The 13052-nt window shown below is 54.9% G+C and carries 14 protein-coding genes; 8 read left to right on the top strand and 6 right to left on the bottom strand.

Annotation, left to right across the window (positions count from 1 at the left end):
- Window positions 1-4: 4 nt before the first annotated feature.
- Both phrB and ACSZO1_RS08365 read right to left on the bottom strand, forming a co-directional pair.
- Window positions 5-1435: a deoxyribodipyrimidine photo-lyase gene (gene phrB, locus ACSZO1_RS08370; RefSeq protein WP_437611432.1), complete on the bottom strand. Its 1431-nt coding sequence runs from the start codon at window positions 1433-1435 to the stop codon at window positions 5-7.
- 8 nt (window positions 1436-1443) lie between these two features.
- Entirely contained in the window at window positions 1444-2400 is a 957-nt protein-coding gene (locus tag ACSZO1_RS08365) for a YbgA family protein (RefSeq protein WP_437611430.1), read from the bottom strand.
- A gap of 155 nt (window positions 2401-2555) precedes the next feature.
- Here ACSZO1_RS08365 and ACSZO1_RS08360 point away from each other — a divergent pair, with 155 nt between their 5' ends.
- Complete coding sequence (locus ACSZO1_RS08360; RefSeq protein ID WP_437611428.1) at window positions 2556-2828, top strand: type II toxin-antitoxin system RelB/DinJ family antitoxin; 273 nt, start codon at window positions 2556-2558, stop codon at window positions 2826-2828.
- On the top strand, window positions 2812-3120 hold the full coding sequence (locus tag ACSZO1_RS08355) for a type II toxin-antitoxin system YafQ family toxin (protein WP_437611426.1): 309 nt from the start codon (window positions 2812-2814) through the stop codon (window positions 3118-3120). Before ACSZO1_RS08360 ends, ACSZO1_RS08355 begins: the two co-directional genes overlap by 17 nt.
- A gap of 2 nt (window positions 3121-3122) precedes the next feature.
- On the opposite strand, the gene ACSZO1_RS08350 is transcribed toward ACSZO1_RS08355, so the two are convergent.
- Window positions 3123-3323 (bottom strand): YbfA family protein, encoded by a 201-nt coding sequence (locus ACSZO1_RS08350; RefSeq protein WP_437611424.1) that lies wholly within the window; start codon window positions 3321-3323, stop codon window positions 3123-3125.
- A 359-nt stretch (window positions 3324-3682) separates the two neighbouring features.
- Between ACSZO1_RS08350 and kdpD the strand changes: the two genes are divergently transcribed.
- On the top strand, window positions 3683-6352 hold the full coding sequence (gene kdpD / locus ACSZO1_RS08345; protein ID WP_437611422.1) for a two-component system sensor histidine kinase KdpD: 2670 nt from the start codon (window positions 3683-3685) through the stop codon (window positions 6350-6352).
- Entirely contained in the window at window positions 6349-7026 is a 678-nt protein-coding gene (gene kdpE, locus ACSZO1_RS08340; protein ID WP_437611420.1) for a two-component system response regulator KdpE, read from the top strand. The genes kdpD and kdpE overlap by 4 nt, the downstream gene beginning before the upstream one ends.
- A gap of 50 nt (window positions 7027-7076) precedes the next feature.
- On the opposite strand, the gene pgm is transcribed toward kdpE, so the two are convergent.
- On the bottom strand, window positions 7077-8717 hold the full coding sequence (gene pgm / locus ACSZO1_RS08335) for a phosphoglucomutase (alpha-D-glucose-1,6-bisphosphate-dependent) (RefSeq protein WP_437611418.1): 1641 nt from the start codon (window positions 8715-8717) through the stop codon (window positions 7077-7079).
- Between the two features lie 24 nt (window positions 8718-8741).
- Window positions 8742-9287, bottom strand: a complete 546-nt coding sequence (seqA, locus tag ACSZO1_RS08330; protein ID WP_437611416.1) for a replication initiation negative regulator SeqA — start codon at window positions 9285-9287, stop codon at window positions 8742-8744.
- Window positions 9288-9520: 233 nt separating this feature from the next.
- Here seqA and ybfF point away from each other — a divergent pair, with 233 nt between their 5' ends.
- The 4 genes from ybfF (at window position 9521) to fur (ending at window position 12258) form a co-directional block, all read left to right on the top strand.
- Window positions 9521-10285: an esterase gene (gene ybfF, locus ACSZO1_RS08325; protein ID WP_437611413.1), complete on the top strand. Its 765-nt coding sequence runs from the start codon at window positions 9521-9523 to the stop codon at window positions 10283-10285.
- 192 nt (window positions 10286-10477) lie between these two features.
- A complete protein-coding gene (gene ybfE / locus ACSZO1_RS08320; protein WP_437611411.1) occupies window positions 10478-10756 on the top strand; it encodes a LexA regulated protein in 279 nt (92 codons plus the stop codon).
- A 166-nt stretch (window positions 10757-10922) separates the two neighbouring features.
- Window positions 10923-11453 (top strand): flavodoxin FldA, encoded by a 531-nt coding sequence (gene fldA / locus ACSZO1_RS08315; RefSeq protein ID WP_437611409.1) that lies wholly within the window; start codon window positions 10923-10925, stop codon window positions 11451-11453.
- Between the two features lie 361 nt (window positions 11454-11814).
- Window positions 11815-12258: a ferric iron uptake transcriptional regulator gene (gene fur, locus ACSZO1_RS08310; protein ID WP_437611407.1), complete on the top strand. Its 444-nt coding sequence runs from the start codon at window positions 11815-11817 to the stop codon at window positions 12256-12258.
- 90 nt (window positions 12259-12348) lie between these two features.
- Here fur and ACSZO1_RS08305 read toward each other — a convergent pair whose 3' ends face one another.
- Window positions 12349-12951, bottom strand: a complete 603-nt coding sequence (locus ACSZO1_RS08305) for a family 20 glycosylhydrolase (RefSeq protein WP_437611405.1) — start codon at window positions 12949-12951, stop codon at window positions 12349-12351.
- Window positions 12952-13052: the final 101 nt, after the last annotated feature.

Raw genomic sequence — 13052 nt, 5'->3', positions numbered from 1 at the left:
TCTCTTATCCTGCCTGTTTGCGGGCAGCCTCAAAGGCCGCCAGAGTCCTGTTACGTGCCTCCTTATGGTCTACGATTGGCGACGGATAATCGAGTTTTTGCTGATTTTTCTTTGCCCACAACTGCGGCTGATGAATGCCTTCATCCGGCACCCCGCGCAGTTCCGGCACCCACTGACGAATAAATTCGCCTTTGGCATCAAAGCGTTCACCTTGCGTGGTGGGGTTGAAAATACGGAAGTAAGGTGCCTCATCTGTCCCGGTTGATGCCGCCCACTGCCAGCCGCCATTGTTTGCCGCCAGATCGCCATCAATCAGCTGCGAAATAAAATAGCGTTCACCGGCACGCCAGTCGATCAGCAGGTCTTTCACCAGAAAGCTGGCGGCGATCATGCGCAGACGGTTATGCATCCAGCCGGTACTGTTCAGCTGACGCATCGCAGCATCCACAATCGGGTAACCGGTTTTGCCCTGTTGCCACGCCTGCAACTGCTCCTCACTGCCCTGCCACTGTACTTTTCTGGTCCAGGCAGTAAACGGCTGATGGCGACACAACGCCGGATACGCCACCAGCAGATGACGGTAAAACTCGCGCCAGATCAGCTCATTCAGCCAGACAAAGCTCTTGTCGCCTTCCAGCGCAGCGGGATGTTGATGCAGTAAACGGTGCAGGCACTGACGCGGTGATAACACTCCTGTCGCCAGATACACCGACAAACGACTGGTGCCATCAATCGCCGGGATATCACGCTGCTCAGCGTAGTCAGTCACCGACTGCTGACAGAAATGGCGCAGCTGTTTCAGCGCCGCCTGTTCACCAGCAGGAAATAATTCGTCGTCAAATGACTCACGCGGATAATCAAACGGTTCCAGGTCGGGCAACTGGCTGAGCGGCGCGCCGTCACGCGCTTTTGGCGCGGGAAAACACTCCGGTAACCCCTGCTGCAGACGGCGCACAAAGGCTTTGCTGAACGGCGTAAAGACTTTGTACATCTCATGGTTACCCGTCTGCACGGAGCCTGGCGGAAGCAGCAAGCTGTCATCAAAACCCTGCGCCATAATGTCCTGATCGAACAGCGCTTTTTCCGCCGCCGCATCGCGCAGCACTTCATTCACTTCATACTGGTAGTTATAAAACAGTCGGTCCACTTTGTGCAGCTGGCAAAACGCCACCAGTTCATCCACCGAGGCCGCAAAGTCGTCACATTGCAGGTAGTGCAGTGGGATACCGCGTTCCGCCAGCGCCTGCTGCAACAGGCGCAGATTCTCATAGATAAACGCCGCCTGACGCGGTGCCATATCATGCTGTTGCCACTGTTGTGGCGTGGCGATAAACAGTGCAATCACAGAGGCATCCGCACTGCGGCACGCCGCATGCAACGCACTGTTATCATGGATGCGCAGATCATTGCGCAACCAGACCAGATGGGTGGTCATAATGCTCCTTAGAGACCGTAACGCAGACGCAGCGCTTCCGGCCAGGGTTCAAAATAGCGCTGCTGCGCCAGATAAACGTCTGGAAATTCCTTCATGTAATGCTTCAGCAGCGTGATTGGCGCCAGTAATGGCTGCAGGCCGCGACGATAGCGATCAATCAGCGCCGCCAGTTCCTGGCGCTGCGGCGAAGTGAGTTTCTCGCGGAAGTAGCCCTGCACATGCATCAGCACATTGGTGTGGTTGCTGCGCGTCGCCGGATGTGCCAGTAAATCCATCAGCCGCTGACGGTATTCCACGGCATAGGCTTCCAGCGAATCCCACTTATCTATCGCGGCAACAAACGGGCCGATTTCACGATAGCCAGGCTGCGAATGTGCCAGCAGCAATAACTTGTAGCGACTGTGATAGGCAATCAACGCATGGCGGCTGAGGCCCGCACGCCACAGCTGGTGCAACTCATGCAGCGCATACACCCGGGTAATAAAATTTTCGCGGATAGCATCATCATGCAGGCGGCCATCTTCTTCGACCGGCAGCCACGGCATGGCACGCATCAGTTCGCGGGTATAAATGCCGACACCGGCTTTGCGATTGTTGTTGGTGGCGGATTCATACACCCGCACACGCTCCATGCCACAACTGGGCGATTTCGCACAGACGATATAGCCGCACAGATGCTGCAGCTGCGCCACTTTGTCACGAGAGAATGCCTGCATCTGTTGCGTCAGATCCTCGCCACCCTCTTTGCTGAAACACAGCGCGACCTCATCCTCGTGCTCTTTCACCAGTCGTAACGCCGGACGCGGTGTGCTCAGGCCAATCGCCATTTCCGGGCAGACGCCTTCATAACGCACGAAAGGGGCGAGTTCATCGGTGGCAAAGGCAAAACGTTTATGCCCGCCATCAAAGCACACATTATTACCCAGCAAGCAGGCACTGATACCGACAGGGATTTTTTCGCTCATACCTATACAACCTTAAATATTTTGTACAGGTTTTAAGTGTAGCGCAAAGCAAAGTATTTTGGTACGGATGACACAGCATGATGTTTTTTTAATCTGTGAATTGAGCGATGACGGCATTGTAGCTACAATGTCGTCATCATATGAGAGGAGTCGATATGAATGCAGAAGTTCGTTCCCGCATAGACAGTGACCTGAAAGAGAGAGCAGCTTCGATTCTGGCTGACTGCGGACTCAACTGGAGTACAGCGATCAGAATGTTTGCCGAACAAATTGTGAAAACTGAAGGATTGCCTTTCGAAGTCACACGCAAACCAAGTGCACGCCTGTTGAACGCAATGCAGGAAGCAGATGACATTATTAATCAGCGAGAAGGACGTTTTCGCGACGCAGATGAGCTTATGGACAGCCTGAATGATGGGAAAAGATAAGAGAGCCCCCTTACCCTTTAAGTCGGATTACACCAAAACGTTTGAAAAAGCCTGGGCGCGCTACAATCGTGCCGGTCGCAGAGATATGACGGAAACGGCCGCAGTAATGGCACGAGTACTCTCGGGTCAGCCAGTCCCCGCAGAGTATCTCGATCACGCGCTAACCGGTGATTATGCCGGGTACCGGGAGCTCCACATCGGCGGGGACTACCTTCTTATCTATCGTATCGAACACAGCCAGCATACCGTGGTATTTACCGATTTAGGTACACACGCCGAGCTTTTTGATTAAACCTACCAGAAGACGCCTGCCGCAGCCTCAGACTGCGCCAGCCAGACTGGCTGGGTACTGGTTTTACTCCAGTAGCGGTGCAGCCAGCTGTAGAAACGTGCGCGATCGGCACGGAACAGCATCACTGGCAACGCCAGCACACCGATTGCTATCGCCGCTACGCGGCGCAGGATGATTTTACCTGTTGAAAAACGCTGATACATAAACCTGTGCCCTCCGAAATCTTCTGGTGTAAAAAAAGAAAAGTAAAATGGTCTGACATCTGACCACTATCATAAAACGCACGATGTAATTTTACTACTGATCCGACCACTTTAGCTGAAAAAAAGCGCACTTTCTGCCTGTTTCTGTAACTGGGTTACACAAAGGACACCAACTGATCACACTTTCGCTACATATCAGCTTATCTTCTGCATTACCGAAAGAGTGGCAGCCTCTGCGATAACCGGCTATTTGCTGAAGATATTCAACACCCCAGCGGCAAAATCGCTGGCGGACTCCGCGCAAATATCCTTATGCTGCATCTGGCATCAGCGCCATTACTGGCAAACAGAGACAAATCATGAATGATGAACTGCCACGTCCGTCACCGGAAAAACTGCTGCAACAGATCAATGCTGCGCCGCGCGGCAAGCTGAAGATCTTTTTCGGCGCCTGCGCCGGTGTCGGGAAAACCTATGCCATGCTGCAGGAAGGACGTCGCCTGCGCGAGCAGGGGCTGGATGTGCTGACTGGCGTGGTGGAAACGCATGGCCGGCGGGAAACCGCCGCCCTGCTTGATGGGCTCGAGGTGCTGCCGCTGAAGCGCTATACCCAGCAAGGCCGCCAGTATCCGGAATTTGATCTTGATGCCGCCCTCGCCCGCGCGCCCGCCATCATTCTGATGGATGAACTGGCGCACACCAATATCAGCGGCGCACGCCACCCGAAGCGCTGGCAGGATGTCGAAGAGTTGCTGAATGCCGGGATTGATGTGCTGACCACCGTCAATGTGCAGCATCTGGAAAGCCTGAATGATGTGGTCAGCAGCATTACCGGTATTCTGGTGCGTGAAACCGTGCCGGACCCGATCTTTGACCTCGCCGATGAGATCGTGCTGGTCGATCTGACTCCCGACGATCTGCGTCAGCGGCTGGCGGAAGGCAAAGTCTATATCGCCGCGCAGGCCGAACGTGCCATCGAACATTTTTTCCGTAAAGGCAACCTGATCGCCCTGCGCGAGCTGGCACTGCGCCGAACGGCTGACCGGGTGGACGATCAGATGCGCGCCTGGCGTGACAGCAAAGGGCGGGAAAAAGTGTGGCACACGCGCGATGCCATTCTGCTGTGTATCGGCCACGGCACGGGTAATGAAAAACTGGTGCGTACTGCAGCACGGCTTGCTGCCCGGCTCGATGCCCCCTGGCACGCGATCTATGTGGAAACACCACGGCTGCACTCGCTGCCCGGCGACCAGCGTCGCCGTATTCTGCAGGCACTGAAACTGGCGCAGGATCTCGGCGCTGAAACCGCCACCCTGTCCGATACCCATGAAGAGCAGGCGATACTGCGCTATGCGCGCGAGCATGACCTCGGCAAAATTATTATTGGTCGCCGCCCGGCGCAGCGCTGGAAACGCGACGGGTTCGCCAATCGCCTCGGCAAGCTGGGGCCGGATCTCGACCTGATTATTGTCTCGCGCGATGAGCCGGATACGCCGCTGCCAACACGGCCACTCAGCAGTAAAAGCACGGCAGAGAAATGGCGTAAACCACTGGAAGGGGGCGCGCTGGCTGTGGCGCTGTGCGCCCTGATTACCGTCGGTGCCAGCTGGCTGTTTCCGCAGGTGGCCGATGCTAACCTGGTGATGCTCTATCTGCTGGGCGTAGTGATTGTTGCGCTGACCTATGGCCGCTGGCCGTCGGTGCTGGCAAGCGTGATCAATGTCGCCAGCTTCGACCTGTTCTTTATCGCCCCACGCGGCACGCTGGCAGTTTCCGATCTCGAATACCTGCTGACCTTCGCCATTATGCTGGCGGTGGGTATCATTATCGGTAACCTCACCGCCAGTATGCGTTACCAGGCGCGAGTGGCGCGTTACCGTGAGACACGCGTACGTCAGCTGTATGAGATGTCGAAAGCGCTCAGCCGCACGCGCACCACCGACGATATTATCGCCGTCAGCCAGCATTTTATTGATAACAGCTTCCGTGCCAGCAGCGAACTGCTGATCCCCGATGCTGATGGCCAGCTGCCCGCGCCGCGTCAGGCCGATGCCGCGATTGCGCGCTGGAGTTTTGACAACGGTCAGCCTGCTGGCGTTGGCACCGATACCCTGCCCGGCGTGCCCTGGCAGATCCTGCCGCTAAAAATGCAGGAGAAAACCTGGGGACTGCTGATTATCGCCCCTTCCAGCCTGCGCCAGCTGATGGTGCCGGAACAGCAACGGCTGCTGGAAACCTTTATTATGCTGATCGCCACCGCGCTGGAACGGCTGGCGCTCACCCGATCTGAAGAGCAGGCACGCTTCTCCGCAGAGAGCGAGCAGCTGCGCAATTCACTGCTGGCAGCGTTGTCCCACGATCTGCGCACGCCACTGACGGTACTGTTTGGTATGGCGGAGATCCTGACGCTGGACCTGGCTGCGGCTGACTCACCGCATGCACCGCAGGCCAGCCAGATCCGTCAGCACATCATTCACACCACCCGTCTGGTCAATAACCTGCTCGATATGGCGCGAATTCAGTCCGGTGGTTTTGTGCTGCGCAAAGAGTGGCTGACGCTGGAAGAGATTATTGGCAGCACGCTGAATGCGCTGACGCCACTGCTGAATGATCGGCGTATCCAGACCGATCTGCCGGAAGAACTGCTGCTGGTGCAGGTTGACGGGCCGCTGATTGAACGGGTGCTGAGTAACCTGCTGGAAAACGCACTGAAATATGCTGGCAGCAACGCCAGTATCGGTATTCGCGCGCGGCGTGAAGCGAATATCCTCGATATCGAAGTCTGGGACGACGGGCCGGGCATTTTACCCGGGCAGGAACAGCAGATATTTGATAAATTTACCCGTGGTAACAAGGAGTCAGCGATTCCGGGCGTCGGTCTCGGGCTGGCGATCTGCCAGGCGATAGTCAGCCTGCATCAGGGCGAAATTATTGCCGCCAACCGCCCTTCTGGCGGCGCCAGCTTCCATCTGCGGCTGCCGCAGGATGCGCTGCCCGCCTGGGATCCGGAAAATATCGAGGAACTGTGACCACTGTCCTGATTGTCGAAGATGAAAAAGAGATCCGCCGCTTCCTGCGCATCGCGCTGGAGGGCGAATCTCTGCGTGTGTTTGACGCTGAGACGCTGCAGCGCGGCCTGATTGAAGCCGCCACACGAAAGCCCGACCTGGTGATCCTCGACCTTGGCCTGCCCGATGGCAATGGGGTGGATTTTATTCGCGATTTCCGCCAGTGGAGCGCCATCCCGATAGTGGTGCTGTCAGCACGCAGTGATGAGCAGGACAAAATTGAGGCACTGGACGCCGGTGCGGATGATTTTCTCACCAAACCTTTTGGTATCGGTGAACTGCTGGCGCGCGTGCGCGTGGCGCTACGCCGCCACGGTTCCGCACAGCCGCAGGCTACGGTAATTAGCTTTTCCGCTGTCACCGTCGATATTGCCGGTCGCCGCGTCACGCGTGCGGGTGAAGAGCTGCACCTGACGCCGATTGAGTTCCGCCTGCTGAGTTTTTTGCTTAATAATGCCGGCAAAGTGCTGACCCAGCGCCAGTTGCTGACGCAGGTGTGGGGGCCGAACGCGGTGGAACACAGCCACTATCTGCGTATCTATATGGGTCATCTGCGCCAGAAGCTGGAAGCCGATCCCGCTCAGCCCAGACACCTGATTACCGAGACGGGCATTGGTTATCGCTTTATGCCATAAAAAAAGGCGCTGATTGCTCAGCGCCTTCTGGTCATTCCCGCAACAGATAATCAGGCGTTTTTCAGCACTTCGCTGACAATCTCTACCGCTTCTTTTTCAATCTGCGCGCGGTGCTCAGCGCCGAGGAAGCTTTCACAGTAGATCTTATACGCGTCTTCAGTACCTGACGGACGTGCCGCAAACCAGCCGTTCTCGGTCATCACTTTCAGACCGCCAATCGCCGCACCATTACCTGGTGCCGCGGTCAGACGTGCCGTGATCGGGTCACCTGCCAGCGTATCGGCGCTCACCATTTCAGGTGACAGCTTAGACAGCGCGGCTTTCTGTGCCGAGGTCGCGGACGCCTGCAGACGGTTGTAACTTGGTGCACCAAAACGCTCAGCCAGCTCATCATAATGCTGCTGCGGGTTCTTACCGGTCACGGCAGTGATTTCCGCCGCCAGCAGGCACAGGATGATGCCGTCTTTATCGGTTGACCACGGCGTGCCGTCAAAGCGCAGGAAGGAAGCCCCCGCACTCTCTTCGCCACCAAAACCGAAGCTGCCGTCAAACAGACCATCCACAAACCATTTAAAGCCTACCGGCACTTCCACCAGCTTACGGCCAATATCGTTCACCACACGGTCAATCATCGCGCTGGACACCAGCGTTTTACCGACCGCCACATCTTTGCCCCACTGTGGACGATGCTGGAACAGATAGTTGATCGCCACGGCCAGATAGTGGTTCGGGTTCATCAGGCCCGCAGGCGTGACGATACCGTGACGGTCGTAATCCGGATCGTTAGCAAACGCCAGATCAAACTTGTCACGCAGTGCCAGCAGACCCGCCATCGCCGATTCAGAAGAGCAGTCCATTCGGATCACGCCATCTTTATCCAGATGCATAAAGCGGAAGGTCTGATCGACCGCGTCGTTAACAATGGTCAGGTCCAGCTTGTAGAACTCGGCAATGCGCTGCCAGTAAGCGATACCGGAACCGCCCAGTGGATCGACGCCAATTTTCAGGCCTGCTTTCTGGATAGCCGCGATATCCACCACCTGCGCCAGACCTTCAATATAAGGCTGGATCAGATCCTGTTCCTGAATACGACCGCTGGTCCAGGCTTTATCCAGCGCCAGGCGTTTCACCTCTTTCAGGCCGCCCTGAATCAGCTGGTTAGCACGATCTTCCACCACTTTGGTGACATTGGTATCGGCCGGGCCACCGTTCGGCGGATTGTACTTAATCCCGCCATCTTCCGGTGGGTTATGCGACGGCGTGATCACAATGCCGTCAGCCTGCGCACCGCCACGTTTGTTGTGCTCAAGAATCGCGTTGGAGATCGCCGGGGTCGGCGTGTAACCATTGTCCTGCTGGACAATAATATCGACACCGTTCGCCGCCAGCACTTCCAGTACCGAAATCAGTGCTGGCTCAGACAGCGCATGGGTATCTTTGCCGACATAGCACGGGCCGGTAATGCCATTCTTTGCACGCTCTTCGGCAATCGCCTGAGCAATCGCCAGGATATGCGTCTCGTTAAAGCTGTGGCGACCTGCACTGCCACGATGGCCTGATGTGCCAAATTTCACCGCATGTTCTGCATTCGCCAGATCCGGCTGCAGCACATAATACTGAGATGTTAATTGTGCAACGTTAATCAAATCGCTTTGCTGGGCTGGCTGCCCGGCACGGGGGTGACTGGCCATTGGCGCTTCTCCCTGACGCTTCGGTTAAATGGTGCCGCAAACCTTCTCTGTCAGTTCCGCCGGGAACTGCATCGACAGCATGATGTGTTCGACCATGCTGGATTTGCGACCTGTATTAGTATTGGTGATCACCCAGTACGGCGTGCCGGGCACATGCTTCGGCTTGGTATGGGTGCCATTCTGGAGCAGAACCTGCTGGTTACCCGCAAAATAGACGCGAGTACGACCGTGAAGAGACTCGGTCGCCTCGGCAAACGCTTCCGGATCCAGAGAATAGAGCGTCGACAAGATCAACATAAAACGGTTAACCGCCCGCTTCTGCTCAGCGTATTCATCAGAAAGCAGCAGTTCACGCATCGCACGCACCCGGTCCTGTGGACGTGAGGAGGTTTTCACGGCAGCGACATCCTGCGCTGCTGCTGGCTGTACCGCCACTGCCGGTTCCGGCGCGGCCTGACCAGCGGAAAACTTCAGCATACGGCGTAAAATATCAGATGCGCTTTCACCAATGTGCTGAGTGTGGCTGGCAATATAGCGGTAGAGCTCTTCGTCGACTTCAATCGTTTTCATCTTTATCCGTATGGTTATCGCATGTTGCTGAGCCGGTTCGACTAAAATGTGAGCTGGCTCTAACATTCAGGATTATAAAGTTAAATCTTGCAGCAGTGTAGCGCCAGCGCCCTTTGCAGGCAAAAGTCAGAATAAGCCGCAAAAAGTTTACTGATCGCGCGGTGCGTTGATCCGGCAAGAACGGAAAAAATCATGATAACCTAAGCTTTCGCTTCCACTGAAAGAACTTTGCCATGAATTTGAACGCCCGCCTGCAAACTGAACAATCTGATCCTTCTGCTACCCCCATTTTGCTGATCCATGGTCTGTTTGGCAGCCTGGATAACCTTGGTGTGCTGGCGCGCGACCTGAAAAATGATCGTCCGGTTCTGCAGGTGGATGTGCGTAATCATGGGCTGTCGCCACGCAGTGACGAAATGAACTACCGCGTGATGGCACAGGACATGCTGGATACGCTGGATGTCCAGGGCATCGACAACGTATCCGTGATTGGTCACTCGATGGGCGGCAAAATTGCCATGACGCTGAGCGCTCTGGCGCCAGAACGTATCAAACAGCTGGTGATGATCGATATTGCACCGGTCGATTACCAGACGCGTCGCCATGACGAAATCTTCGCGGCAATCAACGCCGTCAGTGCGGCAGGTGTCACCTCACGCTCTCAAGCCGCGCAGGTGATGCGCCAGCATGTGGCGGAAGACGGCGTGATTCAGTTTCTGCTGAAATCGTTCCAGGATGGCGCATGGCGCTTTAATGTGCCGGTCTTGTGGGACAACTACACCACCATTTCCGGCTGGGAAGACGTACCCGCCTGGCCGCATCCGGCACTGTTTATTCGTGGCGAGCAGTCGCCTTATCTGGATGATATCCATCGCACCACCCTGCTGCGGCAATTTCCGCAGGCACGCGCACATGTCATTGCCGGCGCCGGACACTGGGTGCACGCTGAGAAACCTGACGCAGTATTGCGCGCAATCCGCCGCTTTTTTGCGCTGTAAAAGCAAATAGTTGCAGCAAGGCCGAAATGATTGTCGTCACGACTTTCACTGAGGTATGATGGCGCGCTAAAATTTTTACCCCGTCATACTTCCGGCAAATGGCAGCATATGATGCGGGGTACAGCGGCCCATATTTAGTCAGAACCCGCGCAGCGATTTCCGCCGCTGGCGCACACTCAGTATCACGATCCTATGGCAAAAGAAAACACGGACCGTACCACGATCGATCTGTTTGCAGACGAACGTCGTCCGGGACGACCCAAAACCAGTCCGCTTACGCGTGATGAACAGCTGCGCGTAAACAAACGCAATCAACTGAAACGTGACAAAGTGCGCGGGCTGCGTCGCGTCGAACTGAAAATCAACAGTGACGCGGTTGACGCACTGAATCATCTGGCCGAGCAGCGCAACATGAGCCGCAGTGAGCTGATTGAAGAGATGATTCTGGCGCAGCTCAACGCCAGCCACTGAGCAATGGTGTAACAACGCCAGTGGCTGCGCGCTTTCGATAACGCACAAAGCGACAAATCTGCTGGTGTTTCCGGTTCCGCCCCCCGGGACTGTCTGCTATCATTGCCGATAACTGTGTATTATTTGCATTCACCATATCATTAAGTTTCAAGAGGTTATTAAACTCATGGCAATCGTAGGCATTTTCTTCGGCAGCGATACTGGCAATACCGAAAACATCTCGAAGATGATCCAAAAGCAACTGGGTAAAGATGTTGCCGAGGTTCATGATATTGCCAAGAGCACCAAAGAGGATCTTGAAGCTTTTGATATTCTGCTGCTCGGTATTCCAACCTGGTACTACGGTGAAGCACAGTGTGACTGGGATGACTTCTTCCCGACACTGGAAGAGATTGACTTTAACGGCAAGCTGGTCGCACTGTTTGGTTGCGGTGACCAGGAAGACTACGCAGAATACTTCTGTGACGCGATGGGCACCATCCGTGACATCATTGAGCCAAATGGCGCAGTGATTGTTGGTCACTGGCCAACAGAAGGTTACCACTTCGAAGCCTCCAAAGGCCTGGCGGATGACAAACACTTCCTCGGCCTCGCGATTGACGAAGACCGTCAGCCAGAACTCACCAATGAGCGTGTTGATCGCTGGGTGAAGCAGATTTATGAAGAGCTGCAGCTTAAGGAAATTCTGGAAGCCTGATATTTTTCACTCAATGTGGGCGCAATCTCACATAGATTGAATGGTTTTTCCTATAAAAATAATAGATACATGTTTGTAACTTTTAACAGCAAATCTGTACAATACCCCCATCGGTTGCCCTGATATTCTGGCTTTCTCAGCAAATTGAAGGGCTTGGCACTGACTCTGTAGTGGGAACGACGCTGAGGCATGGACTTCTCGTGGACGTAATACCTTACATTCTTCAGTTGTTTTACGCTCGCCATGCAGTTTTCATTTCGAAGCACGAGTTCTATAATGAGACGCATTAAGGTTTAGCATCGCCGATGTTCAGGGCTTTTCAGCCACAATGTGACTAGCAAAGTAACAGGACAATACCCGCATGACTGACAATAACACCGCATTAAAGAAGGCCGGCCTGAAAGTCACGCTTCCACGACTGAAAATTCTGGAAGTGCTTCAGGAACCTGAGGGCCATCACGTCAGTGCGGAAGACTTGTATAAGCGCCTGATTGATATGGGCGAAGAGATTGGTCTGGCCACGGTTTACCGCGTGCTTAACCAGTTTGATGATGCAGGGATCGTGACCCGCCACAACTTTGAAGGCGGCAAGTCTGTTTTCGAACTGACGCAGCAGCATCACCACGACCATCTGATCTGCCTCGATTGCGGTAAAGTGATCGAGTTTAGTGATGAGTCAATTGAGAACCGCCAGCGTGAAATCGCCACGCGCCACGGTATCAAGCTGACTAACCACAGTCTCTATCTGTATGGACACTGTGCGCTGGGTGATTGCCGCGAAGACGACACCCTGCACGACAAATAATAGAATTGTGCTATGCAGTAATGACAAAACCGGTGCCGCTTCACCGGTTTTTTTATGCCTGTCGCTCAGGGGTCGGCCTCTTAGCGCTGACTACGTCTCCTGATGCATCGCACGAAATCCAGCGACCGCTTTAGCCACATAGCGTTTCGAGGCGTCAAGGCAGGCGGAGGGATAGTGAGTATGCTCATAGCGCAGTAACGACGTCGCTCCCGGCTGATTTATCGCATCCGGCAGAAGGTACTCCTGCATCAGCGCACTCACTCCCAGTTGCATAAAACTGCGCTGACGCGCTTCCATCGCCATAATCGCTGCACGTGCATGAGCAGGCATATCGATTTCCGGGATCATCTCTGCCACTCGCGTATGCGCATATTGCAGGATTTCAATGCGCTGAAACTGATAAGCGACATCGGCCATCATGCTGTCAGACGCACCGCGCGACTCAGTAACAACAGTATCCTCCGCGGACACACGCGCTCTGTCGCCACTAATCAACAGATTCGCGCGGGTATCACTGACAGTGCAGTCAATAATATTGTGCAGCACGGGATGGTTATTCTGCCACGAGTCATCCGCATCCCGCTGACTGAAGCTCCCTCTCAGCCGTATTTCATCCCCCAGACTGGCATGAGTGCTGCCACAGAACGACAACATCATGAATACCACCAGCATCCCTGCTTTGCTCTGTTTCACGTTCTCACTCCTGATTGCGTGTTGATTAGGGAAGGTGCGATTTAATCGTCAATTATGAGAACATAACCCTTTCTTTGACATAGACTTTTCACGATGCCCGC

Source organism: Erwinia sp. V71 (assembly GCF_965644245.1).
GTDB lineage: Bacteria > Pseudomonadota > Gammaproteobacteria > Enterobacterales > Enterobacteriaceae > Erwinia.
Note: the sequence above shows the minus strand (reverse complement) of the source record. Positions and strands in the feature narration are given on the sequence as shown.

What these genes read in the sequence shown, in the direction of transcription:
- phrB (WP_437611432.1), bottom strand. Translation starts at nt 1,435, where the DNA reads ATGACCACCCATCTGGTCTGGTTGCGCAATGATCTGCGCATCCATGAT.
- ACSZO1_RS08365 (WP_437611430.1), bottom strand. Translation starts at nt 2,400, where the DNA reads ATGAGCGAAAAAATCCCTGTCGGTATCAGTGCCTGCTTGCTGGGTAAT.
- ACSZO1_RS08360 (WP_437611428.1), top strand. Translation starts at nt 2,556, where the DNA reads ATGAATGCAGAAGTTCGTTCCCGCATAGACAGTGACCTGAAAGAGAGA.
- ACSZO1_RS08355 (WP_437611426.1), top strand. Translation starts at nt 2,812, where the DNA reads ATGATGGGAAAAGATAAGAGAGCCCCCTTACCCTTTAAGTCGGATTAC.
- ACSZO1_RS08350 (WP_437611424.1), bottom strand. Translation starts at nt 3,323, where the DNA reads ATGTATCAGCGTTTTTCAACAGGTAAAATCATCCTGCGCCGCGTAGCG.
- kdpD (WP_437611422.1), top strand. Translation starts at nt 3,683, where the DNA reads ATGAATGATGAACTGCCACGTCCGTCACCGGAAAAACTGCTGCAACAG.
- pgm (WP_437611418.1), bottom strand. Translation starts at nt 8,717, where the DNA reads ATGGCCAGTCACCCCCGTGCCGGGCAGCCAGCCCAGCAAAGCGATTTG.
- seqA (WP_437611416.1), bottom strand. Translation starts at nt 9,287, where the DNA reads ATGAAAACGATTGAAGTCGACGAAGAGCTCTACCGCTATATTGCCAGC.
- ybfF (WP_437611413.1), top strand. Translation starts at nt 9,521, where the DNA reads ATGAATTTGAACGCCCGCCTGCAAACTGAACAATCTGATCCTTCTGCT.
- ybfE (WP_437611411.1), top strand. Translation starts at nt 10,478, where the DNA reads ATGGCAAAAGAAAACACGGACCGTACCACGATCGATCTGTTTGCAGAC.
- fldA (WP_437611409.1), top strand. Translation starts at nt 10,923, where the DNA reads ATGGCAATCGTAGGCATTTTCTTCGGCAGCGATACTGGCAATACCGAA.
- fur (WP_437611407.1), top strand. Translation starts at nt 11,815, where the DNA reads ATGACTGACAATAACACCGCATTAAAGAAGGCCGGCCTGAAAGTCACG.